Source organism: Streptomyces sp. BYX5S, assembly GCF_054724165.1.
This window is the reverse complement of the sequence record NZ_CM138829.1, coordinates 933,633-958,396: the sequence shown is the minus strand read 5'-3', so window position 1 is coordinate 958,396 and position 24,764 is coordinate 933,633. Positions and strand designations below refer to the sequence as shown.

The window sequence follows — 24,764 nt, the reverse complement described above, 5'->3', positions numbered from 1 at the left end:
CACCGGTTGCCGACCGCGCGGGGAGGGGGCCCCGCCCATGAACCGATGCCGAGGGGGGCATCATGCAACCGGAAGGCCGCCGTACCAGTCTTATGTAAGTAGGTAAGGGTGGGACGGTGGCCCGCCAGTGATACGTCCGGGGGCACGGTCAGGGGGCCCGTTCCCGGGCGCAGGACCACGACCACGCGGTGACGCGTGCGGGGGGATGACTCATGACGTCTACGCCGACGGGCGCCCGGCCGGAATTCGACCCGTCCGAGACGACCCAGCTGCGGCTGCCACCACAGCGCACGGCCGGTTTCCGCCGCCTCAGGAAATCGTTGCCACGGTACGACTACGAGCACTACAGCCGGCTTGCCGGGCCTCTGACCCAGCCCGATCCGAACAAGCCGTACACGGTGCGCTACCGCTCACTGCTCTCACAGGAACCGCACAGGGTCCGGGCCGCGCTGATGCTGGGCGCGGCGCCGCTGCTCTCCCTCGTCCTGCTGTTCTGGCTGATGCAGCCCGAGCACTGGACCGAACGGGACTACCCCGCCTACGACTTCCTGCCGGCCCTGGACATCGTGATGCTGGTGTCCATCGGCCTCATCGAGTTCTTCCGCTGCATGAACGTGCTGTCGAACGCACACGCGACGCTGGTCGCCCGCGACCCCATCCCGGTGGTCCCGGAGACCGGCACCCGCGTCGCGTTCCTCACCTCCTTCGTGCCCGGCAAGGAACCGCTGGAGATGGTGACGAAGACCCTGGAGGCGGCGGTGAAGCTGCGCCACCGGGGTCTCATGCACGTATGGCTCCTCGACGAGGGTGACGACCCGGCGGTCAAGGAGGTCTGCGAGCGCCTCGGCGTGCACCACTTCTCCCGCAAGGGCGTCGCGAAGTGGAACCAGCCCAAGGGCCCGCACCGCGCGAAGACCAAGCACGGCAACTACAACGCCTGGCTGGACGCGCACGGGGACGAGTACGACTTCTTCGCCTCGGTCGACACCGACCACGTGCCGCTGCCCAACTACCTGGAGCGGATGCTCGGCTTCTTCCGCGACCCGAACGTCGGGTTCGTCATCGGCCCCCAGGTGTACGGCAATTACGACAACTTCATCACCAAGGCCGCCGAGTCCCAGCAGTTCCTCTTCCACGCGCTGATCCAGCGCGCGGGCAACCGGTACGGCTCGCCGATGTTCGTCGGCACCTCGAACGCGGTGCGCATCAGCGCGCTCAAGCAGATCGGCGGCCTCTACGACTCCATCACGGAGGACATGGCGACCGGCTTCGAGATCCACCGCCACAAGAACCCGGCGACGGGCAAGAAGTGGCGTTCGGTGTACACGCCGGACGTGCTGGCGGTCGGTGAGGGGCCGAGCGCCTGGACGGACTTCTTCACCCAGCAGATGCGCTGGTCGCGCGGTACGTACGAGACGATCCTCAAGCAGTACTGGAAGGGCTTCTTCACGCTCCCGCCGAGCAAGCTCTTCAACTACACGATGATGATCATCTTCTACCCGATGGCGGCCATGAACTGGATTCTGGCGGCGCTGAGTTGTGCGCTGTTCCTGGGTCTGGGCGCCTCGGGTGTCAACATCGACCCGACGGTCTGGCTGATGCTGTACGGCAACGCCTCGGCGCTCCAGATCGGCCTGTACATCTGGAACCGCCGGCACAACGTCTCGCCGCACGAGCCCGAGGGCTCCGGCGGTGTGGCCGGCATGGTGATGTCGGCGCTGTCCGCGCCGCTGTACGCGAAGGCGCTGATCGACTCGCTGCTGCGCCGGAAGTCGAAGTTCGTGGTGACGCCCAAGGGCGACTCGGCCAGCCCCGACCGCTGGTTCGGGACCTTCCGCTACCACTGGTACTTCATCCTCATCTTCGCCGCGTCCATCACCGCGGGCTTCGTCTATGGTCACTCCCACCCGGCGATGATCACGTGGGCCACGTTCGCCCTGCTGATCACCGCCGCCCCGATGTTCGCGTGGCGCTACATGCTCCGCCAGGAGAAGAAGAAGCCGAAGGCTTCCGAGGCCCCGCGGCAGGAGCGCCCCGAAGCGGTGGCGCCGTCCCGGGCGCACTCCGTGCCGCAGCAGAAGCCCAGTTGGGCCGCGCAGCCGCAGGGCGGGGGCACCACGGCGGGCGGGGGCAACGAAGAGACCATGCAGATTTCCCTGGGGGGACGTAAGCAGTGAAAGACGGTGCGAGCCGCCGCCGTGCCCGGCGCATAGTCATCGGCACGGTGGTGGTCCTGGCGCTGGCCGGGATGAACGGACCCTGGCTGTACCGCTTCGGGTCGGCCAAGTACCACGAGTACAAGATCAACAGACCGGAGTACAAGGCCGAGAACGGGCACTGGGACGTCATCGAGTTCCCTCAGAACATGCGCCTCAACACGATCCACGCGGCGCTGCTCCACACCGGGAAGATCCTGCTGGTCGCCGGTTCCGGGAACAACCAGAAGAACTTCGACGCGAAGAAGTTCGACACCCGGCTGTACGACCCGGTGAAGAAGACCATCAAGAAGATCGACACGCCGAGTGACCTGTTCTGCACGGGACATACGCAGCTGGCGAACGGGAATCTGCTGATCGCGGGCGGCACCAAGCGCTACGAGAAGCTGAAGGGCGACGTCACCAAGGCCGGCGGCCTGATGATCGTGCACAACGAGGACCCGGACGCGCCCAAGACCATCAAGGCGGGCACGGTCTTCACGGGCAAGAAGAACGGCAAGTCGTTCGTCGCCAAGGACAACATCACCATCGAGCGCGCCAAGAAGGTCTTCGACAAGGCGACCGGACGGTTCCTGCGCAATGAGCCGGGCCTCGGCCGTGTGTACGTGGAGGCGCAGAAGTCCGGCGCGAAGTACGAGACCGGTACCCAGGACAACTACCGGGTGCAGGGCCTCACCGGCCAGGACGCGCGCAATGTGTACGGCATCGCGCAGAAGCTCGCCCTGGACAAGAAGGACTTCCAGGGGATCAAGGACTCCTACGAGTTCGATCCGGTCGCCGAGAAGTACATCAAGGTCGACCCGATGAACGAGGCGCGCTGGTACCCGACGCTGACCACGCTCTCCGACGGCAAGGTCCTCTCGGTGTCCGGGCTCGACGAGATCGGGCAGCTGGTGCCGGGCAAGAACGAGGTGTACGACCCGAAGACGAAGAAGTGGACGTACCTGAAGGACGTCCGCCAGTTCCCGACCTATCCGGCGCTGTTCCAGATGGAGAACGGGAAGATCTTCTACTCGGGCGCGAACGCCGGTTACGGGCCGGACAACGTCGGGCGCAAGCCCGGTATCTGGGACCTGACGACCAACAAGTTCCAGAAGATCCCGGGGCTTTCCGACGCCAACATGCTGGAGACCGCCAACACGGTCGAGCTGCCGCCCGCGCAGAACCAGACGTACATGGTGGTCGGCGGCGGTGGTGTCGGCGAGTCCAAGCTGTCCAGCGAGAAGACCCGCATCGTCGACCTGACGGACCGGAACCCGGAGTTCGTGGACGGGCCGAGCCTGGACACGGGCACGCGCTATCCGCAGGCGTCGATCCTCCCCGACGACTCGGTGCTGGTCGCCGGCGGTTCGCAGGACTACCGCGGGCGCGGCGACTCCAACATCCTCGAGGCGCGGATCTACGACTCGAAGAAGAACACGTTCAAGCGGGTCGCCGACCCGAACGTGGGCCGCAACTACCACTCGGGTTCGCTGCTGCTGCCCGACGGGCGCGTGCTGTTCTTCGGTTCGGACTCGCTGTACGCCGACAAGGCGAACACGAAGCCGGGGGTGTTCGAGCAGCGCATCGAGATGTACACGCCGCCGTATCTGTACCGGGACTCGCGGCCCACGCTGGAGGGTGGCGAGCGGACGATCCGGCGGGGCGGGTCGGCGACGTACAAGACGGATCACGCGTCGTCGATCAAGTCGGCGCGGTTGATTCGGCCGAGTGCGTCGACGCATGTCACGGACGTGGACCAGACGTCGATCGCGCTCGATCTGAAGAAGTCCGACAGGTCGGTGACGGTGGGGGTGCCGAGGAGTCGGTCGTTGGTCGAGTCCGGGTGGTACATGCTGTTCGTCACGGACGACGAGGGGACGCCCAGTAAGGCGCAGTGGGTGCGGGTGCCCTAGGCGGGCCGCCATGCGGAGTGGGGCGGAGCGCCGAGTCGTCGTTGTCGTTGCCTACGACTCGGGGCTCCGCCCCGGACCCCGCTGCTCAATCGCCGCAGGGGCTCCAACGGCTATTTGGCTTCTGCCAGTTTCAGGGCGTACTCGCCCCACCATTCGCCGGCCTTGGGGCCGCCCTTGCAGGTGCCGTCGGATTCGCCGGGGCGTTTGACCCAGAGGTAGGCCTTCACCTGGGGGTCGCCGGTCTTGGTGGTGGGGGTCTCGCCGAGGGCGCGGCCGGGCGGGTTGCACCAGCGTTCGTCGGCGGCGCCGCCGGTGTACGGCCCGTTGCCGTTGCGGCTCGTGTCGACGACGAACGGCTTGTTGCCGACCTTCGCCGACAGCTCCTTGCCGTACTTGACGGACTCCTCGGTGGTGTAGAAGTTCGACACGTTGACCGAGAAGCCGTCGGCCTGGTCGATGCCCGACCACTTCAGCGGCTCGTAGATCTGGTCGGGCTTGCCCCAGCCCGCGTTGCCCGCGTCGAGGTAGACCGTCGTGTTCTTCAGGGACGTGAGCTTCGTGATGGCGCCCTTGAGCAGGTCGTAGCGCTCCTCGTGGAACTGCTCCGGCGTGCAGTTGTCCACCATGTGCTGCACCGCGTCGGGCTCCAGGATCACCGTCGCGGGGCGGTCCCCGATGCCCGCGGCGACCTGGTCGATGAACTCCCGGTACGCGTTGCCGTCCGCGGCGCCGCCGCCGGAGTACTGGCCGCAGTCGCGGTGCGGGATGTTGTAGACGACGAGCAGCGCGTCGCGGTCGGCCTTCTGGGCCGCCTCGGTGAAGCCGCGCGCCTGGTCCCGCGCGTTCTCCGGCAGGAGCCACTCGCCGCTCGGCTGTTCGGCGATCTTGCGGACCGTGGCGGCCTCGTCGTCCTTGCCGTCCTTCGACAGGCTCGCGACGGCCTTCGCGGCCTTGCTCTCCGGGTTGACCCAGAACGGATCCGCGCTCTTGGGCTGCTGCTTCACGGGCGACCCGGCGTCACTGCCCTCGTTGTCCCCGCCGCCCGAGGAACACGACGTACAAGCCGCCGCGAGCAGTGCCGCCCCCACGACGACCGCTCCAGTCCTCATTTTCCGGTACATCCACTCCCCCTTGGGTGCACTGCCTGGCTCTCAATCCTGGCATACGCCCCTGTCGTGCCACGAGCGCGTGCTTCCCTTGTCAAGGACCTGTTACAGCTCCCGCGCCTCGGGTAGGCGGCGCCCAAGAACTCTCTGGTGCGCGGGGGGAAGGGGGGCGCCACATGTCCCACGCGACGCGTGAACTGCGTCTGGCAGCGGCCCTGTTGGAGTACGCGGAGATATTCCGGGACTCCTTCGACCCGCCGCGCTGCCTGCACCGGCTCACCCACCACTGCGTGGATCTGCTCGGTGCGCTCGGTGCGGGCGTCCTGCTCTCCCAACCCCGCTTTCCCGCACCCGCGACACATCATGCCGACCGGCACGACGTCGTCCGGGAACTGGTGGACGCGGACGGCCCCGCGGGCCCCGCGCACGACGCGCTGCGGACCGGGCAGGCGGTCGCCCCCGTGGACCTCGCGTCGACGACGGCCATGCAGCGCTGGCCGGTGTTCACGGTGATCGCCCGGGGCCGCGGCATCGCCTCCGCGTACGCGGTCCCGCTGCGCCGGGACGAGGACATGGTGGGGGCGCTCGCCGTGTTCCAGCCGGAGCCCGCCACGCACCACGGGGAGCCGGCGCTCGCGCAGGCCCTCGCCGACGCGGCGGCCGTGGGGCTGCACAACCACCGGGTGCACACCGAGTACCGGGAACTGACCGAGCAGTTGCGCGGGGCGCTCGCCAGCCGCGTACGGATCGAGCAGGCCAAGGGGATGCTCGCGGAGCGCTGGGAGACCGTGCCGGACACCGCGTTCTCGGCGCTGCGCCGGTACGCCCGGACGAACCGGCTGCCGCTCGACCGGGTCGCGTCCGCCGTGATCCACCGCGCCCTGCCCGACGCCCGGATCCGGCCCGACTCCCTGTGAACCGTCGACGACACTCTGTGCCGCACCGCCAAAGCGTTCTAGAGTCGGGGTGCAGGGCCCCAGTCCTTGGCCTGCCCGAACCGATGGATCATCACAGCCTCCCGTGCCGAGGCCGGGCCCTCCCGCAGCCCGCTGCCCGCGCGGTCGAGGACCAGCCCGGCCGGCGGCTCCGGGGGGAGCGTGCTGTCGGCCGGGCCAGGTGCCCCAAGGCGCCCGCCCCGCCCGCCCGCGCTCAACTCGCCCGCTGTGGAGCCTTGTCGGCGCCCGTGACGTCCGAGAGGTACGCGGAGACGACGACGTTCGCGTCATAAGTGTGCGAGGCCTTGTCGAAGGTGCCGCCGCAGGTGATCAGGCGCAGCTCGGCGCGGTCGCCGCGGTGCGGCCCGTACGCCTTGGCCGGGTCGAAGTCGTCGCGGGTGAACACGCGGACGTCGTCGACGGTGAACTCGGCGACGGAGCCGTCGTCCCGCGTCACGCGCACGGTGTCGCCGGGCTCCGCCTCGCTGAGGTGGTAGAAGACGGCGGGTTCGGTCTCGGTGTCGACGTGGCCGACGAACAGCGCGGTGCCGCGCTCCCCCGGCCGCGCCCCCTCGCCGTACCAGCCGACGACGCCGGCCCGTGCGTACGGCGGCGGGTCGACGGCGCCGCCGCCGTCCAGTCCGCGGGCCACGACGGGGGCCCGCACCTTCAGCGCGGCGATGTCGACGCGCTGCGGGGCGGCGCCCGCGACGGGCTGGTGGGCGGGCGGCAGGCGGACCTCGGAGGGGCGGCCGACGGCGGCCGCGTCCCCGGTGGTCGGCGAGGACAGGTTCAGTTCGGTGGCGCCGCGCCCCCACAGCCACAGGCCGAGCAGCAGCACCGCCCAGGCGACCCCCGTCAGGAGCCGCCCCGCGCCCTGCGACCGGTCGCCCATGCCGGGTCAGCGCCTGGTCGGCGCTTCGGAGGCCCGGCGGCGGCGGACGCTGCGCACGGCCACGGCGACGGCGGCGATCGCGGTGAAGCCGAGCCCGATGAGGGCGTGCCGGGTGCCGGGGCCCTCGGCGGGGGCGGCGGCCGGGGAGCTGAGGACGGCGAGGGCCTGCCCGTCGGCCGCGGTGCCGCCGCCGCCCGCGTGCACGGGGGCGGTCGGGGTGGGGGTGGTCGAGGCGTCCGCGTCGAGGACGCGGAGCGTGCCCGTGACCTTGCCGTCGACTCCGTCGCAGGTCACCGTGATCGGGTAGGTGTCGGGGGCCGCGGTGGACTTCACGCGGGCCTCCGCGAAGAGGGTCGGTCCGTCGGCGGAGGGCGCAAGGCGGGCGGTGGTGACGAAGACCGCGGAGCGGGCGCTGCCCGTGGTGCCGTCGCAGCCGCTGACCCGCAGATCGACCTCGGTGCCCGCGGGGGCGTCGGACGGGGTGACGGTGATCGCCGCGCCGCCGTCGGCCGTCGGGGCCGCCGCGACCCCCGCGGCCGGTGCGGTCACCAGGACGGCCGCACCCGCGGCACTGACAGCAAGCAGTCCTGCACGCATCGTGAACCTCCTCTAGGCAGGGTCACGCTTTCCGGCGCGTTCCGCATCCCGAGAGGCTCCTGTGGCAGGTCACAGCGGGAGGGGCGGGTGCATACGATGGCAGTTCCGTCGATCGAGCGCCGAGGAGTCCGCAAGCATGGCAGAGCCCAAGCCCATCGAATCGTGGCTGACCGACATGGACGGGGTCCTCATGCACGAGGGGGTGCCGATCCCGGGGGCGGACGCCTTCATCAAGAAGCTGCGGGACTCCGGCAAGCCGTTCCTCGTCCTCACGAACAATTCCATCTACACGGCCCGTGACCTGCACGCCCGCCTCAACCGGATCGGTCTGGAGGTGCCGGTCGAGAACATCTGGACCTCGGCCCTGGCGACCGCCCGGTTCGTCGACAGCCAGCGGCCGAACGGTACGGCGTACGTGATCGGCGAGGCCGGTCTGACGACGGCGCTGCACGAGGCCGGGTACATCCTCAGCGACTCCGACCCCGACTTCGTGATCCTCGGCGAGACCCGTACGTACTCGTTCGAGGCGCTCACGAAGGCGATCCGGTTGATCAACGGCGGGGCCCGGTTCATCGCCACCAACCCCGACAACACGGGCCCGTCCACGGAGGGTGTGCTGCCCGCGACGGGGTCGGTGGCCGCGCTGATCACCAAGGCGACCGGCAAGGACCCGTACTTCGTGGGCAAGCCCAATCCGCTGATGATGCGGACGGGGCTCAACGCCATCGGGGCGCACTCGGAGTCCAGCGCCATGATCGGCGACCGGATGGACACGGACGTGCTCGCGGGTCTGGAGGCCGGGATGACGACGTATCTCGTGCTGACCGGGCTCACCGGCCAGTCGGACATAGACCGTTTCCCGTTCCGGCCGACCGAGGTGGTCGACTCGATCGCGGACCTCGTCGACCTGGTCTGAGGAACGTGCGCGGGCGGCCGGTCGCTCAGCTGCCGGTCGCCGTCTTCCAGGCGTCGACGTAGCTCCGGAGGTTCTTCGCGACGTCGGTCCAGTCCGGCTCGAAGACCTGCACGCCGTCCATGATCTTGGCGAGTGCGACGGCGTCCGCGTCGGTGGCCTGCACGTCGGCGCGCGAGGAGAAGCCGCCGCCGACGGAGCTGACGGCCCGCTGCTGCTTCGCGGCGAGCATGAAGTCGAGGAGCTTCTTGCCGTTGGCGGTGTGCGGGGCGTTCTTCACGAGGCCGCCCGCGTACGGCAGGGCGAAGGAGGTCGGCCTGCCCGCGCCTCCGGAGCCCTTCCTCGGGAACCAGATGCCGAGGTTCGGCATGTCCTTGGCCTGGGCGTAGTTCATCTGGACGTCTCCGTTGGCGACGAGGAGTTCGCCCTTGTCGACCTTGGGCGCCAGCTTGCCGGTGGAGGCGGACGGGCCGACGTTGTTGGCCTGGAGCTTCTTCAGGTAGGCCATGGCCTGCTCCGTGCCGCCGAAGTCGTGCATGGCCTTGACGAGCAGGGCGGTGCCGTCGCCCGCGACGCCGGGCGTGGAGTACTGGAGCTTGTTCCGGAACTTCGCGTCGAGGAGCTGCTCCCAGGTGGTGGGCGGGGTCTTCAGCTCCTTCTTGTTGTAGACGAAGCCGAAGTAGTTGTTCACGACGGACGTCCAGGTGCCGTCGGCCGACTTGTCGGCGCCGTCGACATGCTCGGACCCCTTCGGCTTGTACGCCGCCAACAGGCCCTTCTCGTCGGCCTGTTGGATGAACGGGGGCAGGGTGACGAGAACGTCGGCCTGGGTGTTGACCTTCTCGCGGACGGCGCGCTGCACCATCTCGCCGGAGCCGCCCTCCACGTACTCGACCTTGATGCCGGTCTCCTTGGTGAAGTCCTCGAAGACCTTGTCGTACCAGCCGTCGCCGTTCTCGCCCTTGAGGCCGTCGGCGCTGTAGACGGTGACGACGTTCTTGTCGGCGGCGGCGGAGCTGCCGCCGCAGCCGGTGAGGGTCGCGGCGAGGGCGAGGCTGCCGGTCAGGGCGCCGAGGGTGGTGAGCGTGTTCTTGCGCATGACGTGGTGAACTCCGTTGTGAGGGCGGGGCTTTCAGCGGTACGAGGCCTTGCTGCGGATCCGTGAGAGGGCCAGCAGGACGAGCAGCGTGGCGGCCATCAGGACCACGGCGACGGCCGAGCCGGTGAACAGGGAGCCGCGGTCGGTGGCCGCGTAGATCCGCACCGGCAGCGGCATCCAGTCCGGCGGGTAGAGCATCATCGTGGCGCTCAGCTCGCCCATGGACAGGGCGAAGCAGAGGCCCGCGGCGGCGTTCAGGGACGGCAGCAGCAGCGGCAGCTTCACCTTCCACAGCACGTACGCGGGGCGGGCGCCGAGGGAGGCCGCGGCCTGCTCGTACACCGGGTCGAGGCGCCGGAGGGCGGCGGAGACGGACTGGTAGGCGAACGCGGTGACGAGGATCGTGTGGGCGATGATCACGATCCAGCGGGTGCCGTTGAGCAGCATCGGCGGCCGGGAGAACGCCACGAGGACGGCGAGGCCGACGACCACGGACGGCACGGCGACCGGCAGCACGAACAGCGCGTCCATGAAGCGGCGCCCGCGCTTCCCGAGCGCGGCGGCGGCCAGCGCGGCCCAGCCGCCGACGACGAGCGCGAGCACGCTCGCGGTGACGGCCGTGACGAGGCTGGTGGTCAGGGCGGACAGGGACTCGCCGCGGGTGGCCGCCGCGTAGTGCCCGGCGGTGAATCCGGAGGGCAGGGCGCCCGACCAGTTCGTGGCGAAGGACGCGGCGAGGACGACGAGGAGCGGAAGGGCGAAGAGGGGCAGGAACAGGACGAAGAAGAGGGCCCAGGCGGCCCACCTGCCGGTCCGGCTATGCACGAGCACGACGGCTCACCACCCGGTACAGGCCGTAAAGGCTCACGGAGACAAGGACGTTGACGACCGCGACGACGCAGGCGCCCGGGTAGTCGGATTCGAGGATCGCCTTGCTGTAGACGAGGGTCGGCAGCGTCGTGACGCCCTTGGCGCCGGTGAAGAGGACGATGCCGAACTCGTTGAGGCAAAGGACGAGGACGAGGCTGCCGCCGGCGGCGAGCGCGGGCAGCGCCTCCGGCAGGATCACCTGCCGCACGATCCGCGCGGGCCGCGCCCCGAGCGACGCCGCGACCTCCAGCTGTCCCGTCTCGACCTGCGAGAACGCGGCGAGCAGCGGGCGCATCACGAACGGCGTGAAGTACGTGATCTCGGCGAGCAGCACGCCCCACGGCGTGGTCAGGAACCGGAAGGGTCCGGTGGCGGCCCCGGTGACGTCCGTCCACAGCCCGTTGGCCATGCCCACCTGCCCGTAGACGAACAGCAGGGCGAGCGTGATCAGGAACGACGGGAAGGACAGGAAGACGTCGATGAAGCGGGCGACGGCCCTCGCGCCGGGGAACGGCACGAACGCGACGATCAGCGCGAGCGCGAACCCGAGGACGAGACAGCCCGCGGTCGACCCGACGGCGAGCCACACCGTCGTGCCGAGCGCCTCGCGGAACGCGGCGGAAGCGAAGACATCGGCGTACGGCTCCAGGGAGGTGCCGCCGGTGTCGGGGGTGAGGGACTGCTGAACGACGAGGAGGAGGGGGTAGAGGAACACGACGGCGAGAGCGGCGACGGGTGGCAGCGCCCATATCCAACCTCGTCGTGCTGTACGGGACTTGGTGGCACCCTGGCGGGGCGCGGCGAGCGTCGTGCTAGCCATGCCTGGCCACCTCCGAAGCGACCCCCGAGGCCAGCAGCACCGCGTCCTCCGGTGCGAAGTGCACGGTGATCCGGTCCCCGAGCGCCGGTGGCTCGCGCAGTTCGCGCAGGTCGGCCTTGAGGCGGTGGCCGTCGATGTCGACGTGGAGGCGGTGGGTGGAGCCGCGCCACTGGACCTCGGTCACCTGTCCCGTCAGGGAGTTGGGGCCTTCGCCGAGGCCGACGAGGTGGGGGCGGACGCAGAGGGTGGCGGTGGCCCCGGCGGCCACGTCGCCCGGCGCCGGGACCTTCAGTTCGGTCGACCCGAGGGAGACGGAGTCCGTGCCGACCGTCACCGGGAGGAGGTTGGCGTTGCCGACGAAGGAGGCGGTGAACTCGGTGCGGGGGCGCCGGTACAGGTCCTGCGGCGTGCCGACGTCCTGGAGGCGGGCCCGGTCCATGACCGCGATGCGGTCGGCGAGGGTGAGCGCCTCGACCTGGTCGTGGGTGACGTACAGGATCGAGACGTCGGGCAACTCGCGGTGCAGGCGCGCCAGTTCGGCGAGCATCCCGGAGCGGAGCGTCGCGTCGAGCGCGGACAGCGGCTCGTCGAGCAGCAGCACGCCCGGCCGGACGGCGAGGGCGCGGGCGATGGCGACGCGCTGCTGCTGCCCGCCGGAGAGTTCGCGCGGGTGGCGCTTGGCGTAGGCGGCCATGCCGGTCAGTTCGAGGGCCTCGGCGACGCGGGCGGGGATCTCGCCCTTGGGCACCTTCTGCGCGCGCATCCCGAACGCGACGTTGTCCTCGACGCGCAGGTGCGGGAAGAGCGCGTAGCTCTGCACGACCATGCCGATGCCGCGGCGGTGCGGCGGCAGGTCGGTGACGTCGCGTCCGCCGAGGAACACCCGGCCGGACGCGGGCCGCACGAACCCGGCGACGGCGCGCAGCGCGGTGGTCTTCCCCGAGCCGGAGGGGCCGAGGAGGGCCATCACCTCGCCGGGCTCGACGGTCAGGTCGAGGGAGTCGAGAACGGTGGTGCCGCCGTACGCGACCGACACCCGGTCGAACCGGATGCCGCTCAGCTTCTGGTCGATGTCTCTCACGGCGGCCACGCTCGTGGCGGCGGATGTCCCGGGCGGAGCGGCGCGGCAACGGGAGGGTGAACGGGCACCCAAGCTTGGACCAGACCCGTTACCGTTCTGTTATTGGGGTGAGAATCGGGAGGTCAACCAGCGCCCTGGGAGCGGGAGTTACCAGCCGTCCGCGCCCAAACGCGTGGTGAACGAGAACCGGTCCCCCCGGTAAAGCGTCCGCACGCGTTCCGTGGCGCGGCGCCCGGTGTCGTACGAGATCCGGTGGATGAGCAGCATCGGCAGCGCGGGCGGCGTGCCGATGAGCAGGGCCTCGCGCGGCGTCGCGAGCACGGTCTCGATGCGCTCGTCGGCCGAGCCGAACTCGATGCCGAGGCGGTCGTGGACGTAGGCGTAGAACGAAGAGTCGGGGTCGAAATCGGTGTCGAGGCGCGGCATCCGGGCCACGGAGACGTAGGTCGATTCGAGGCCGACGCGCTCGTCGTCGGCGAGGAGGACGCGCTCCATGTGCCAGACGGGTTCGCCGCGTTCGAAGCCGGTCTCGGCGGCGAGGGCGGGCGGGCACGGGAAGCGTTCGAGGCCGATGAGGGTCCGGCCGGGGCGCCGCCCCTGTCTGCGCACGCCTTCCGTGTACGAGGCGAGGGACAGCGGCTGGGCGAGTTTCGGGCCCGCGACGACGGTGCCGCGCCCCTGACGCCGCAACCGTCCTTCGAGCAGCAGCTCGCGCAGCGCCTGCCGCACGGTCTCGCGGGCGACCTCGTACCGCAGGGCGAGCTCGCGCTCGACGGGGAGGGCGGCGCCTTCGTCCAACGCGTCGATCAGCGCGGCGATGCGGGCCTTCACGGCGTAGTACTTCGGAATCCGGCCGTGCTCGGGGATGCCGTCGCGCACGGGGGCGCCGGGGGCCTGGTCGTTCGGGTAGTCCACGCGGGGATGGTCGCAGACGAGGGTGAACGGTTCGGGGGCGTACGCCGTTGGCGGCGGGTGGGGTCAGCGGGCGGCGGCGCGCAGGCGGCGGGCGCCGACCACGAGGGCCGCGCCGGCGAGCAGCAGCGCCCCGGAGGCGATGCCCAGCCCGAGCGTGGCGCGCTGGGTGCCCGTCCGGGCGAGTTCGTCCGTGGCGGCCGGGGCGGCGGGGGACTCCTCGATGGTGAACGGGTAGTCGTCGGACTCGCCGACCCAGTCGCCGTCGTCGTCCCTGCGGCGGACGAGCGCGGCGTTCGCGACGACCCGGCCGGAGCGGGCGCCGTCAGCGAACGCGAGGCGTACATCGACGGTGACGGTCTCGCCCGCGCCGACCGAGAACCCCGGGAAGCCGGCGAAGACGCCGACGTTCTCGCGGGCCTCGGTCCGCTCGAAGTCGACGGGACGCCAGCGGGCGCCGTCCCGGAATTCGAGGCGGATGCGCCGGGGGGTCAACGCCCGTTCCTGGTCGACCAGTACGAGGACGGGGTGGAGGTCGGCGCAGCGGGAGGCGGTGGTGTTGGTGAGGTCGAGCGTGAAGTGCCGGGCGGCGGCGCCGGGGTGGTAGGTGGTGGGGCCCTCGTCGATACGGGTGTCGATCGGGAAGTCGCCGCCGCGGTCGGCGGCGCAGGCCCTGGTGCCGGTGTCCGCGGTGGCGGTGGCCGGTGCGGGGGTGGCGGTCGCGAGGGCGAGGGCGGCGGTGGCGGTGACGCCGAGGGTGAGCGGGCGGCGCGGTCGCATCAGTCGCATGGAGGGCCTTTGCTGGTCGCGGACTTGACCGACAGTCGTGGGCCAGAACCCTTCCATCGCGGGTGGGGCGGGTGGGGTGCGTACGCCGCGACACCCCGAGCGGCTCCCTCGGGTGGCGGATCCCCGGCGCCGGGGGCGCCACCACGGAGCTCCGCTTTGGAGCGGATCACCTGCGCCGGGGGCGCCACCCCCGGGGCCCCGCCCCGGAGCGGATCACCTGCGCCGGGGCGCCACCCCCGGGGCGCCACCCCGGACCCCGCTCCTCAATCGCCGGAGGGGCTCGAAAGGGCGACCGCCACGGGCACGCTGCCGCCGGTCACGGCCCGCCTTGGGCAATCTGCCGCCAGGGGCGGCAGGGTGGGCAAGGCGGCGCACGGTGCCGCGCAACGGGGACGACGGGCGCCGACCACGACGCAGACCCTCGGCACCCCGCGCCGACCGGCAACCGCTACCTCCGCCCGCTCGCGGGAGCGCGTCCGTACAGGGGCGCCAGCACCATGTGGGCCGCGCCCTCCACCGCGAGGGTGTCGCCGCCGGGGGCCGCCCGCACGGGGATCGCGGGGCCGCCGCCCTCCCGCTGGGCGCGCGCCGCGACGACCCGCCGCACCCCTCGGACGAACCGCTCCTCGTGCGCCGCGACGGTCCGCCCGCCCAGCACCACCGCGTCGATGTCGAGCAGGCTCACCAGGTTCGCCGCCCCCTCCCCCAGCACCCGCGCCGCCTCGTCGAGCCCCCGCTCCGCGCCCTCGCCGACCGCCGCGAGGCAGAGCGCCTCGATGCACCCCCGGTTCCCGCACCCGCACACCGGCCCGTCCAGCTGGATCACCTGGTGCCCGAACTCCCCCGCGCCGGTCCGCGCGCCCCGGTACAGCGCCCCGTCGAGCACGAGACCCGCCCCCAGCCCCGTACCGAGGTGGAGGTACGCGAAGGAGGGCTCCGCCTCGCCCTCCAGCGCCAGCGCGAGCCCGAGCGCCGCCGCGTTCGTGTCCTTGTCCACGACGACCGGCAGCCCGAGCCGCTCCGCGAGCGCGTCCCGCAACGGGAACCCGTCCCACTGCGCGAACCCCGTGACCCGGTGCAGCACCCCCTCGGCGTGGTCCAGCGGCCCCGGCACCGCGACCCCCACCCCGAGCACGCTGCGCCCGCCGTCCGCGTCCAGCAACGAGTCCACCTCGCAGGCCGCGGCCCCCAGCACCGCGTCGGCGCCCGCCCCGAGATCGAGCGGAGCGCGCCGCGCCGCCACCACCGCCCCGGACAGATCGACGAGCACCGTGCGCAGCTCGTCGCGGTCCAGGTGCAGGCCCACCGCGTGCCCGGCCCCCGCCAGCAGCCGCAGCACGGTCCGGGGCTTGCCGCCCGTGGACGCCCGGCGCCCCGCCTCCACGGCGAGACCGTCGCCCCGCAGCCGCGCCGTGATCTTGCTGACGGCCTGCGGGGTCAGCCCCGTGCGCTCGGCGAGCTCCAGGCGGCTTATCCCGTCCTCCCCCGCCGTCCGCAGCAGATCGAGCACGAGCGCCGCGTTGTGCCCGCGCAGGGCGCTCAGGTTCGCGCCCACCGTCGCGGCCATGGTCCTCCTCACGTGTGCTGTCACCAGCCCATTGTCCCCCGCGCTTGCACTTTGGCAACACCGTTGCTTAAGTGGGGGCATGACTGGTACGAGTGCTGCTCTCCGCGTGGGCCTGGTCGGCTACGGCCTGGCGGGCTCCGTCTTCCACGCCCCGCTGATCGCCGCGACCGAGGGCCTGACCCTCGACACGGTCGTCACCTCGAACCCCGAGCGCCAGGCCCAGGCCCGCGCCGAGCACGGCGACGACCTGCGCTTCGTCTCCTCCCCCGACGAACTGTGGGCGCACGCGGACGAGCTCGACCTGATCGTCATCGCCTCCCCGAACAAGACGCACGTACCGCTCGCGAAGGCCGCCATGGCGGCGGGCCTCCCGGTCGTCGTCGACAAGCCGCTCGCGGGCACCGCGGCCGAGGCCCGCGAGCTCGCGGAGCTGGCCGAGAAGCAGGGCGTCCTGCTGTCGGTCTTCCAGAACCGCCGCTGGGACAACGACTTCCTGACGCTCCAGAAGCTCCTCGCCGACGGCGAGCTGGGCGACATCTGGCGCTTCGAGTCCCGCTTCGAGCGCTGGCGCCCGCAGCCGAAGGGCGGCTGGCGCGAGTCCGGCGACCCGGAGGAGATCGGCGGCCTGCTGTACGACCTCGGCAGCCACGTCGTCGACCAGGCCCTGGTCCTGTTCGGCCCCGCCGTCTCCGTCTACGCCGAGTCGATCGTGCGCCGCCCCGGCGCCGAGGCCGACGACGACACGTTCATCGCGATCACCCACGCGAACGGCGTCCGCTCGCACCTCTACGTCTCCGCCACCACGGCCCAGCTCGGCCCGCGCTTCCGCGTCCTCGGCTCGCAGGCCGGCTACGTCAAGTACGGCCTCGACCCCCAGGAGGCGGCTCTGCGCGACGGCAAGCGCCCGGCGGAGGGCAAGCCGTGGGGCGTGGAGTCCGAGTCCCTGTGGGGCCGCGTCGGCTCCGGCGAGTCCCCCCTCACCGGCGGCGGCCGCCCGCTGCCGACGGCCGACGGCGACTACCCCGCGTACTACGCCGCCATCGCCGCGGCCCTGCGCGACGGCGCCCCCAACCCGGTCCCCGCCACGCAGGCCGCCGACGCGCTCGACGTCCTCGAAGCGGCCCGTGTCTCGGCCCGCGACGCCAAGGTGGTGACCCTGTGACGAACCCCGAGGGCGCCCCGCAGATCCCGGAACTGGAGGCCCAGGAACGCCGCCTCGTACTGAACTCCTTCACGTACGACGACGCCTGGACCCTCGGCAACCTCCTGGTCGACCTCGCCCGCGAACGCGAGGCCCCCGTCGCCATCGACATCACCCGCGGCGGCCAGCAGCTCTTCCACGCGGCCCTGCCGGGCTCGACCCCGGACAACGACGCCTGGATCACCCGCAAACGCCGCGTCGTCGAGCGCTACCACGCCTCGTCGTACCTGGTCGGCAGCCGCTTCCGCGCCAAGGGCACGACGTTCGAGGCCGCCTCCCGCCTCGACCCGGACACCTACGCGGCCCACGGCGGAGCGTTCCCCCTCACGGTGCGCGGGGCGGGCGTCGTCGGCACGGTGGTGGTGTCGGGCCTGCCGCAGGTGGAGGACCACAAACTGGTGGTGGAAGCCCTGGAACGCTTCGTCGCGGGCGAGGGGTCCCACTCCTCACCCGAGTGAACTCTTAACAAAAGCGTCCGCCTCACACCCCGGCTGCGCTTCTATGTCCCCATGCAGCTGCCCCCCTTCGTAGATCTGCGCCCCATCGGCCGCTGCAATCTCAGCTGCCCCTTCTGTTTCGGCCCGCGCCACGAGGTCGAGACCATGGGCCAGGACGACGCCCTGCGAGTCGCCTCCGTCCTTCGGGCCGGAGGCGTGCAGGGCGTCGTCATCTCGGGCGGCGAGCCCACCCTGCTGCCCTACCTCCGGGATCTGGTCCGGACGCTGAGCGCGCCGCTGGCGGACGGGCGATGCCCGCGCGTCGTTCTCAGCACCAACGGCCTCGCCCCGCTGCGCGCCATGGAGAAGGTGCTGCCCCACCTCTCGTGGATCGCCCTGCCGCTGGAGTCCCGGGACGAGGCCGAGCACAGGCTTCTGCGCACCGGCGTCGCACCCCACCGCGACAAGGCTCTCGGCCTTCTCAGGGAGGTCCGCAAGAACCATCAGCACGTCCGCGTGAAGCTGGGCACGGTCGTCACGCGCCTCAACACGAAGGGGGCGCCGGGCGTCCTCGACCTCATCGAGGACGACGCCTCGCTGCCGGACGTGTGGAAGGTCTACCAGATGTCCGAGACCAACTACGGTGCGGACAACCGGGACTGGCTCTCCGTCGGGGACGACGAGTTCGAGTCGGTCGTCGACCGGTGCCGTGAGGCCGCCGCCCAGCGCGGAGTACCGCTGCGCGTCTATCGCAACTCCACACGCACGGGCAGCTACTTCTTCATCGACCCGGACTGCGAGATCGTCGTCGTGGACGAGAGTGGGGAACGCAGGGAGGGGAATCTCTTCGAGAGGCTGGACGCGGGGACACTGCACCCCGCCGAACTGATCGTCCCGTCACGCAACGCCGAGAACTTCGACGGTACGTACCCCGATGCGTGAGGAGTCTTTGATGACCCGAAACGTACGCGTAGGCGTCCAGGCCATCGTCCGCCGTGACGACGACGTCCTGCTCGGCCTGCGAACCAACTGCTTCGGGGCCGGCACCTGGGGGCTCCCCGGCGGACATCTTGAGGTGGGCGAGTCCCTGACGGGGGCCGCCCGACGGGAGTTGGCCGAGGAGACGGGCGTCCACGCCCTGGAACTGCGGGTCGTCTGTGTCACCGACCCCGACCCGGCCGCGAACCACCACATGCAGATCGGCGTGGAGGTCATCGACTACACGGGCGACATCCGCGTACGCGAGCCGGACAAATGCCTGCGCTGGGAGTTCTGGCCGCTGGACGCGCTGCCCGACGAGCTCTTCGTCGGCTCGGTCGACGTGCTCGGGAGCATCAGGACCGGCGCCCTGCACCGTCTGTGAACCCGTCGCCGTCCGACTCGTCGTTCCGCTTGCTCAGCCGGTCGTCGGACTGCGTGGCCGCCAGCGCCCGCAACCGGTTCTTGTGCTCCTCCTCGTGCACCCCGAAGTGCTCCCACGTGCTGGCCTGCGCCCAGTCCTTCAGGAAATCGGCCAGGCTGTCCACGTGGTACTGGCTGTCCTTGAGGAACTTCTGCTCGAAGGCCCTCAGGCCACGGCGCGTCCTGTCGTCCAGATTCATGGTGGTGTACGGCTCGAAGAAGCTCACTTCCGAGGTGAGCAGGGTCGAACCGGGCAGATCGATGTTGGTCAGCTTCAGCTCCACCTTGCCCGGGAACTCGTCGCGCAGCGCCAGATAGGAGCGGATGACGGGTCGATACGTCTTCAGGTAGTAGTCGCCCGCCTTCACCCTCGCCACGATGTCCTCACCGGCGCGCTCCGCGTCCCTGGCATGGCCCCGGGATGTGGCGAGCGGGTTCCAGGGGCTGCCGAGAATCACGTGGAAAAGCGTTCCGCGCCGCAGGGCGGCCCTGATCTGCCAGTAGAAGATGTCCAGGTCGCCCAGGAAATAGGAGGCTCCGGCCTGAGCGATGAGACGGATGACGTTGTCCTCCGCCTCAATGGCCGCCCGCTTCGCGGCATTGCGCAGGTCGTTCTCCTGGGGCGTGTAGGTGTAGTCGATGAGGTAGGGCAGATCGTCGGGCTCGACGGTGGCCGCCCGCAGATGGGCCAGCGCCTCCCGGATGGCGAGGGTCTGCGTATGGCCACGTCCCAGCACGTCCACCGCCGCCTGTTCGGCCAACTCCAGCAGGGCCACGGCTCGCTTGCGGCGCGGCGGGCTGCCCGAACTTCCGCTCGCCGCCTCGAACTCGGCGACGGCCAGGGCCGCTTGGGCGACGATGGTCTCGCGGTGGCGGGCCCCGAGCAGCGCGGCCGCGTTCAGCTTGACGATCTCCATCTCGCCCAGCCCCTGCTCGCCGCGCCCCACGTCGTGCGTCGCGGCCGCCGTCTCGGACTTCGCCGTGGCGAGGGCACGTCGCGCGGCGATGGCCGTGGGGTGGGCGCCGCCCTTGCGGCGGATGACGACATCGGCGGACCGGTCGAACTCGTCGATCGCGGCGCCGAGCCGGGTGATGTCCGTACCGGACCTGGCGACCTCCAGCCGCACCCAGTCCGCGATCATCCGTGCCTCGTGGTCCTCGTCGCCGCACGTGTCCAGTTCGCGCAGCGCCTTGTCGGCCCAGACATCGGCGTCCGCGACGTCCCCCATGCGCAGGCTCACCGCTCCCAGGTTGGCCAGGATCCGGCCGCGGTCGGGGACGCCGCTGCCCCGCTTCGCCCGGTTGAGGGCGCAGCACAGGATGAGCTTGGACCGTTCGAGCTCTCCGTGCTCGGCGAGCAGCGCTCCCAGTTCGTTCCAGACGGAGGCCGTGTACACCTCGTCGTCCGCCTCCGAGATCTCCATGTGCCGCAGCGTCATGCCCACCACGGACAAGGAGAGGGTCTTCATGCGGAGCGCGCCGAGCAGCTTGGCGAGATGTGTGAGGCGCTCGGCGGAGTCCTGTGGCCAGGCGGCGGGGTGCTGCGGCCTGGCGACGTTCTTCACCCGGTCCGCGAGGCTGTCCTTGTCGCTTCTGCGCGGCTCGGTGGGCGCCAGGAGCATTTCCTCGGCGGCCGCTATGGCGTCGTCCAGGTTCTCGGTCGTGGTCATGGTCCCTCCTGGGATACCGCCGGACCGCTGCCGGCCAGGGTGTGGTCAGCGGCGCTTCCACTGCGGTCGCACCAGGGCCGAGTAGCCCGCCTCGTCGAGGGCCTTGCGCACGGCGGCCCTGATGTCCGGCTCGTGCGCCGACTCGATGGGCTCCACCCGGTACGGGCTCACGGACCTGGGATACGGCTCCCGGCCCAGGTCCTCGATGCGGAAGCACTCGAACCGTCGGACGGCCTCCCGCACGGTGCCCGCGTGGACCGACTCCGGGGGTGCCGCTCCCGACCGGCGCTTGACGATGAGCCCGAGGACGACGGGCGGGTGATAGGGGTCGCCGCGCTCCACTGGGCTGCCGGCGAACTTGCGGTAGTCGTCCGGGGGTTGGTGACAGAGCAGACGCAGGGCGCTGATCTCGGCTCCCTCGGTCGTCCGCCGGTACAGGCCGGCGACCTCGGCGACCGTACCGGCCAGGACCTGTCCGTTGTCCGGAGGCTGGTGGGTCGCCTGCCACAGCTCGCCCTCGGAGGCGACGTCGAAGCACACACCCGGCAACTGGATGTCCTCGTCCCGGTGGAAGACGATCCTGAGCAGCGCGAGGTCGGACAGTTCGTCGTGGTCCTGGACCTCCCCCCGGACATGCTTGCCGTCCGGCAGCCGCAGCCGCACCGGAACCGCGTCCTCGAGCTCACCCTTGTCGAGGCAGTGCGCCGCGGTGAGAGCGAAGTCCCGGGTGAGCCGTACGCCCGAACCCAGACGGCAGTCGTTCCGGAAGATTTCGATGAAGAACTCGTCGTGCACCACGGGCCCCCGTCCTGCCCCGGAGCGACCCCCGCTTTCGCCCGGAAGACGCCATGGTAGCCAGGAACGGTTTCAGCGGCGCCGGATTGTCGGCACTTCTTGGCGAATATGCCGGAAGGAAATCGGAGACCGCCGTTCAGTTCCGCCTCTGCCGCCATTCCCGTCTCTCCCGCACCTTCCACCACTTGGGCGGCCGTGCGGAATGCAATTCGGCCCGCAACAGCTCGATGACCCGGCTCTCAGCCGCTTTCGATCTCTGCACGGCGTCCAGGAATTTCACCCACAGCGGGTCGGTCCTGCTGCGCCGGGGGTTGGTCTCGCGCTGCCTGGTCCACACGCCCCATGCCCAGTGCCAGCCGTCCATCGCCTCCGAGGCCTCCTCGCAGGCCTGGAGCAGCGCGTCGGTTCCGTAGATGTCCATGCGGGCGACCACGGGGACCATGTCGCCGAGCGGATCCGGGGCGCCGGCGGGGCGCGGGGGAATCCTGCCGGTGTCCTCGACCTCGTCGCGCAGCCGCCCGATCCGGTGCATCACGACCACCGTGTCGTCGTACACCGCCCGCCGTCGTTCCCAGACGCGGCCGTCGTGCTCGCGCCGAGCCGTGGCGCGCTGGATGAACCACGCCGTGCAGAACGTGGTGAGGGACCCCAGCGCCGCGCCGGTGAGCGCGGCTTCGACCGCTGTCAGTCGCACGACGCCATCATGCCGCGTCGGCGCTCCCGGCAGACCGGGAACGCCGACCGCCGCCGACGGGGCCTACGCCCCCTTCAACTCCTGCCGCTGCCGCCCGAGACCGTCGATCTCCAGCTCGACCACGTCCCCCGCCCGCAGATACGGCTTCGGCTCGGGCTGCCCCATCGCCACCCCCGCCGGGGTCCCGGTGTTGATGACGTCGCCGGGGTACAGCGTCATGAACTGGCTGACGTAGCGGACCACTTCGGCGACCGGGAAGATCTGGTCGGCCGTGGTGCCGTCCTGCTTCAGCTCGCCGTTCACCCACAGGCGCAGGCCGAGCGCCTGCGGGTCCGGGACCTCGTCGGCGGTCACGAGCCACGGGCCGAGCGGGTTGAACGTCTCGCAGTTCTTGCCCTTGTCCCAGGTGCCGCCGCGCTCGATCTGGAACTCGCGCTCGGACACGTCGTGCGCCACCGCGTATCCGGCGACGCACGCGAGCGCCGCCTCGTGGGAGTCGACGTAGCGGGCCGTGCGGCCGATGACGACGGCCAGCTCGACCTCCCAGTCCGTCTTCACGGAGCCGCGCGGCACGAGCACCGTGTCGTCGGGCCCGACCACCGTGTCGGCCGCCTTGAAGAACACGACCGGCTCGGCGGGCGGCTCGGCGCCGGTCTCCGCCGCGTGGTCGTGGTAGTTCAGCCCGATGCACACGACCTTGCCGATCCGGCCCACCGGCGGGCCGACCCGCAGCCCCGACGCGTCGAGGGCGGGAAGGCTCCCGGACGCGGCGGCGGCCCGTACGCGCTCCAGCGCGGCGTCGTCCGCGAGCAGCGCCGCGTCGACGTCCGTGACGAGTTCCGACAGGTCGCGCAGGGTGCCGTCGGCGTCGAGCAGCGCGGGGCGCTCGGCTCCGGCGGGACCGACTCGGAGCAGCTTCATGGTGTAACTCCCTCTGCAGTAGGAGGAGCCTCCACGGCCCGGTGCGGCGTGCAGCCATCGGAGGACTGGTCGATCCTCCAAGGAGAACGTCCAGTCCGCAATACCTCGTTCACGGACTGGACCCGCCCCGCCGCTCAGCGTGGCCTCAGAGCGCGGGCGCGGCCGCCGCCCCGCCCGCGTACGGCATGTCCCGGTAGAGGACGGCCCGCTCGATGGAGCTCCAGGTCGTCGACGTGACGACGTACAGCGCGGCGGCGAGCGGCACGAAGGCCACCGTGAACAGGGTGAAGAAGGACATCAGCGGCATGAATTTGCCCATCGCCGCCATGCCCGGCACCGGCTGGTCGCCCTGTGGCCCCGGCGCCTGCGCCATCTGGCGCTTCGTGCGCCGGTAGTTGAAGGTCGCGACGACGGCGACGAGCGCGAACAGCGCCACGTAGACGAGCCCCTGCTCCCCGAAGAGCCCGCCGTGCGCGAGCGCGTCGTGGAACCGGCCGCCGAGCGGGGCCGCGCCGAGGGTGTGGCCGAGCAGCGCGTTCGGCTCGTCGCCGATGCTGCTGTTGGAGAACAGGTGGTAGAGCAGGAAGAACGCCGGCATCTGGAAGAGCATCGGCAGGCAGCCGGTCAGCGGGGAGACCTTCTCCTCGCGGTGCAGCGCCATGATGGCCTTCTGCATCTCCTCGGGGTTCTTCTTGTGCTTCTTGCGCAGTTCGGCGATGCGCGGCTGGAGCCTGGCCCGCTCCCGCTGCCCGCGCGCCGCGGCCCGCGACAGCGGGTGCACGAGGAGGCGTACGAACGCGGTGAACAGGACGATCGCGGCGGCGGTCGCGGAGGCGTGCAGCAGCGGCTGGAGAAGGTCGGCGAGGTGCTCGACCAGGCTGGCGAAAACGGACATGAACGACGACATGGGTGAGCCCTCCGGGGGTCTCGTCGTGCCGGAATCAGGAAGAGCTGAGTCGGCGTGACGGACCGCGAACCCGGGACGGGTTCAGCGGGCCGTCGGGACGGGACGTCCGGGTGCTCGGGGCCTGGGGCGGCCGGAGGCGTCGGGATCGCGCTGTGGCAGGAACGCGGTGCGCCGCTCGCGGTCGCGGATCGCGGTGCGTACGCGGGTGCGCGGCACGGTGGGCGCGGAGCGCGCGGCGAGGACGGCGCAGGCGGCGAGCGCGGAGCCCGCGGCGGCGGTCGCGGCGAGCGCGACGGCGCCGACGAAGCTGCCGGTGTCGACGAGCGCCGAGCCGAGGAGGACGAAGAGCAGCAGGGCGACGGGCCGGAGCGCCGTGATGCCGCTGGTCGTGCGTGCCATGTGCCTGCCTCCTCTCGCCGCTCGTGCGGTCGGTTCGTCCTGCCAGTTATACAGGCTCGGTCACGACCGGCTGGAGGAGGCGTCGCGGTTCGAGCAGCGCCCGGCTGACCGGATCGGCGGGGTCGGGGTCGAGCCCGGCGCCCGGCAGCATCTCGACGTCCTCCAGTTCGACCGGCCCGCCCCCGCACGTCGCGCACTCGCCGACGACCCCGAGCGGCGTCCCGCACGCGGCGTGCCGGAACTCGCGCATCGGCAGCGCCCCCGGGATCTCCCGGCCCCACGCGCCGAGCGCCCGCACCGCGGGCCACAGCCCGCGCCCGTGCCGGGTCACGACGTACTCGTGGCGCGGCGGCGCGTCCTGGTACTGCCGCTTCTCCAGGACTCCGGCGGCGGTGAGCGCCTGGAGCCGGGAGGCGAGGACGGCGCGCGGGATGCCGAGGTGGACGAGGAAGTCGTTGTAGCGGCGCACTCCGTAGAGCGCGTCGCGCACGACGAGCAGCGTCCAGCGCTCGCCGACGATCTCCAGTGCGCGGGCGAGCGAGCACTCCTGCGACGCGTAGTCCTTGCCGAGAGCCATGCCCCCACTGTAGCCACTTTCCAGCTTCTCGGTTCAGTGACCGAACCTACCGTGCTACGTTCGTCGG

General features: G+C 71.2%; 25 protein-coding genes. 8 read left to right on the top strand and 17 right to left on the bottom strand.

The genetic code is table 11. From position 1 onward, the window contains the following. The first annotated feature begins 212 nt into the window (after positions 1–212). The gene (locus tag ACYBSK_RS04345) at positions 213–2,177 is read left to right on the top strand and encodes a glycosyltransferase family 2 protein (RefSeq protein ID WP_460245225.1); all 1,965 of its coding nucleotides are present in this window, start codon (positions 213–215) and stop codon (positions 2,175–2,177) included. Then, on the top strand, positions 2,174–4,111 hold the full coding sequence (glxA, locus tag ACYBSK_RS04340; RefSeq protein WP_460245224.1) for a radical copper oxidase GlxA: 1,938 nt from the start codon (positions 2,174–2,176) through the stop codon (positions 4,109–4,111). The genes ACYBSK_RS04345 and glxA overlap by 4 nt, the downstream gene beginning before the upstream one ends. Before the next feature lie 110 nt (positions 4,112–4,221). On the opposite strand, the gene ACYBSK_RS04335 is transcribed toward glxA, so the two are convergent. Continuing rightward, positions 4,222–5,220 carry a glycoside hydrolase family 6 protein gene (locus ACYBSK_RS04335; protein ID WP_460245223.1) on the bottom strand — a complete coding sequence of 333 codons (999 nt, stop codon included), beginning with the start codon at positions 5,218–5,220 and terminating at the stop codon, positions 4,222–4,224. Between the two features lie 173 nt (positions 5,221–5,393). Here ACYBSK_RS04335 and ACYBSK_RS04330 point away from each other — a divergent pair, with 173 nt between their 5' ends. After that, positions 5,394–6,134, top strand: a complete 741-nt coding sequence (locus ACYBSK_RS04330; RefSeq protein ID WP_460245222.1) for a GAF and ANTAR domain-containing protein — start codon at positions 5,394–5,396, stop codon at positions 6,132–6,134. A 232-nt stretch (positions 6,135–6,366) separates the two neighbouring features. Here ACYBSK_RS04330 and ACYBSK_RS04325 read toward each other — a convergent pair whose 3' ends face one another. Both ACYBSK_RS04325 and ACYBSK_RS04320 read right to left on the bottom strand, forming a co-directional pair. After that, on the bottom strand, positions 6,367–7,047 hold the full coding sequence (locus ACYBSK_RS04325; protein WP_457475484.1) for a class F sortase: 681 nt from the start codon (positions 7,045–7,047) through the stop codon (positions 6,367–6,369). Between the two features lie 6 nt (positions 7,048–7,053). Further along, positions 7,054–7,644 (bottom strand): hypothetical protein, encoded by a 591-nt coding sequence (locus ACYBSK_RS04320; protein WP_460245221.1) that lies wholly within the window; start codon positions 7,642–7,644, stop codon positions 7,054–7,056. 136 nt (positions 7,645–7,780) lie between these two features. Between ACYBSK_RS04320 and ACYBSK_RS04315 the strand changes: the two genes are divergently transcribed. Then, positions 7,781–8,560, top strand: coding sequence for an HAD-IIA family hydrolase (locus ACYBSK_RS04315; RefSeq protein WP_457475482.1), 780 nt, complete (start codon positions 7,781–7,783; stop codon positions 8,558–8,560). A 25-nt stretch (positions 8,561–8,585) separates the two neighbouring features. Here ACYBSK_RS04315 and ACYBSK_RS04310 read toward each other — a convergent pair whose 3' ends face one another. From ACYBSK_RS04310 to ACYBSK_RS04280, 7 genes are all read right to left on the bottom strand, one after another. After that, the gene (locus ACYBSK_RS04310) at positions 8,586–9,656 is read right to left on the bottom strand and encodes a 2-aminoethylphosphonate ABC transporter substrate-binding protein (protein WP_460245220.1); all 1,071 of its coding nucleotides are present in this window, start codon (positions 9,654–9,656) and stop codon (positions 8,586–8,588) included. Positions 9,657–9,689: 33 nt separating this feature from the next. Then, a complete protein-coding gene (locus tag ACYBSK_RS04305) occupies positions 9,690–10,487 on the bottom strand; it encodes an ABC transporter permease (protein WP_460245219.1) in 798 nt (265 codons plus the stop codon). Then, the gene (locus ACYBSK_RS04300; protein WP_460245218.1) at positions 10,474–11,346 is read right to left on the bottom strand and encodes a 2-aminoethylphosphonate ABC transporter permease subunit; all 873 of its coding nucleotides are present in this window, start codon (positions 11,344–11,346) and stop codon (positions 10,474–10,476) included. Before ACYBSK_RS04300 ends, ACYBSK_RS04305 begins: the two co-directional genes overlap by 14 nt. Continuing rightward, on the bottom strand, positions 11,339–12,418 hold the full coding sequence (locus ACYBSK_RS04295) for an ABC transporter ATP-binding protein (protein ID WP_460246959.1): 1,080 nt from the start codon (positions 12,416–12,418) through the stop codon (positions 11,339–11,341). The genes ACYBSK_RS04300 and ACYBSK_RS04295 overlap by 8 nt, the downstream gene beginning before the upstream one ends. Positions 12,419–12,574: 156 nt before the next feature. Further along, positions 12,575–13,342 (bottom strand): GntR family transcriptional regulator, encoded by a 768-nt coding sequence (locus ACYBSK_RS04290; protein WP_460245217.1) that lies wholly within the window; start codon positions 13,340–13,342, stop codon positions 12,575–12,577. Between the two features lie 63 nt (positions 13,343–13,405). Next, positions 13,406–14,128: a hypothetical protein gene (locus ACYBSK_RS04285; protein WP_460245216.1), complete on the bottom strand. Its 723-nt coding sequence runs from the start codon at positions 14,126–14,128 to the stop codon at positions 13,406–13,408. A gap of 448 nt (positions 14,129–14,576) precedes the next feature. Continuing rightward, positions 14,577–15,695, bottom strand: a complete 1,119-nt coding sequence (locus ACYBSK_RS04280) for an ROK family transcriptional regulator (RefSeq protein WP_457475476.1) — start codon at positions 15,693–15,695, stop codon at positions 14,577–14,579. Positions 15,696–15,774: 79 nt separating this feature from the next. On the opposite strand from ACYBSK_RS04280, the gene ACYBSK_RS04275 reads away from it, so the two are divergent. From ACYBSK_RS04275 to ACYBSK_RS04260, 4 genes are read left to right on the top strand one after another with little or no spacing between them, the layout of a single operon-like run. Further along, positions 15,775–16,857 carry a Gfo/Idh/MocA family protein gene (locus ACYBSK_RS04275; protein WP_457475475.1) on the top strand — a complete coding sequence of 361 codons (1,083 nt, stop codon included), beginning with the start codon at positions 15,775–15,777 and terminating at the stop codon, positions 16,855–16,857. Then, on the top strand, positions 16,854–17,354 hold the full coding sequence (locus tag ACYBSK_RS04270; protein WP_460245215.1) for a heme-degrading domain-containing protein: 501 nt from the start codon (positions 16,854–16,856) through the stop codon (positions 17,352–17,354). Before ACYBSK_RS04275 ends, ACYBSK_RS04270 begins: the two co-directional genes overlap by 4 nt. 51 nt (positions 17,355–17,405) lie before the next feature. Further along, positions 17,406–18,275, top strand: coding sequence for a radical SAM protein (locus ACYBSK_RS04265; protein ID WP_457475473.1), 870 nt, complete (start codon positions 17,406–17,408; stop codon positions 18,273–18,275). A gap of 10 nt (positions 18,276–18,285) precedes the next feature. Further along, positions 18,286–18,696, top strand: a complete 411-nt coding sequence (locus ACYBSK_RS04260; protein ID WP_460245214.1) for a nucleotide triphosphate diphosphatase NUDT15 — start codon at positions 18,286–18,288, stop codon at positions 18,694–18,696. Here ACYBSK_RS04260 and ACYBSK_RS04255 read toward each other — a convergent pair. The 7 genes from ACYBSK_RS04255 to ACYBSK_RS04225 form a co-directional block, all read right to left on the bottom strand. Next, positions 18,668–20,404 (bottom strand): hypothetical protein, encoded by a 1,737-nt coding sequence (locus ACYBSK_RS04255; RefSeq protein WP_457475471.1) that lies wholly within the window; start codon positions 20,402–20,404, stop codon positions 18,668–18,670. The two genes, ACYBSK_RS04260 and ACYBSK_RS04255, sit on opposite strands and share 29 nt — an antisense overlap. 45 nt (positions 20,405–20,449) lie before the next feature. Continuing rightward, positions 20,450–21,202: a S1 family peptidase gene (locus tag ACYBSK_RS04250; RefSeq protein ID WP_457475470.1), complete on the bottom strand. Its 753-nt coding sequence runs from the start codon at positions 21,200–21,202 to the stop codon at positions 20,450–20,452. A gap of 133 nt (positions 21,203–21,335) precedes the next feature. Continuing rightward, a complete protein-coding gene (locus ACYBSK_RS04245; RefSeq protein ID WP_457475469.1) occupies positions 21,336–21,893 on the bottom strand; it encodes a hypothetical protein in 558 nt (185 codons plus the stop codon). Positions 21,894–21,956: 63 nt separating this feature from the next. Then, positions 21,957–22,814, bottom strand: coding sequence for a fumarylacetoacetate hydrolase family protein (locus ACYBSK_RS04240; RefSeq protein WP_457475468.1), 858 nt, complete (start codon positions 22,812–22,814; stop codon positions 21,957–21,959). Between the two features lie 145 nt (positions 22,815–22,959). Continuing rightward, entirely contained in the window at positions 22,960–23,721 is a 762-nt protein-coding gene (locus ACYBSK_RS04235; RefSeq protein ID WP_457475467.1) for a YidC/Oxa1 family membrane protein insertase, read from the bottom strand. Between the two features lie 81 nt (positions 23,722–23,802). Next, positions 23,803–24,120 carry a DUF6412 domain-containing protein gene (locus ACYBSK_RS04230; RefSeq protein ID WP_460245213.1) on the bottom strand — a complete coding sequence of 106 codons (318 nt, stop codon included), beginning with the start codon at positions 24,118–24,120 and terminating at the stop codon, positions 23,803–23,805. Between the two features lie 46 nt (positions 24,121–24,166). Continuing rightward, positions 24,167–24,697: a winged helix-turn-helix transcriptional regulator gene (locus ACYBSK_RS04225; protein WP_457475465.1), complete on the bottom strand. Its 531-nt coding sequence runs from the start codon at positions 24,695–24,697 to the stop codon at positions 24,167–24,169. Between the last annotated feature and the right edge of the window lie 67 nt (positions 24,698–24,764).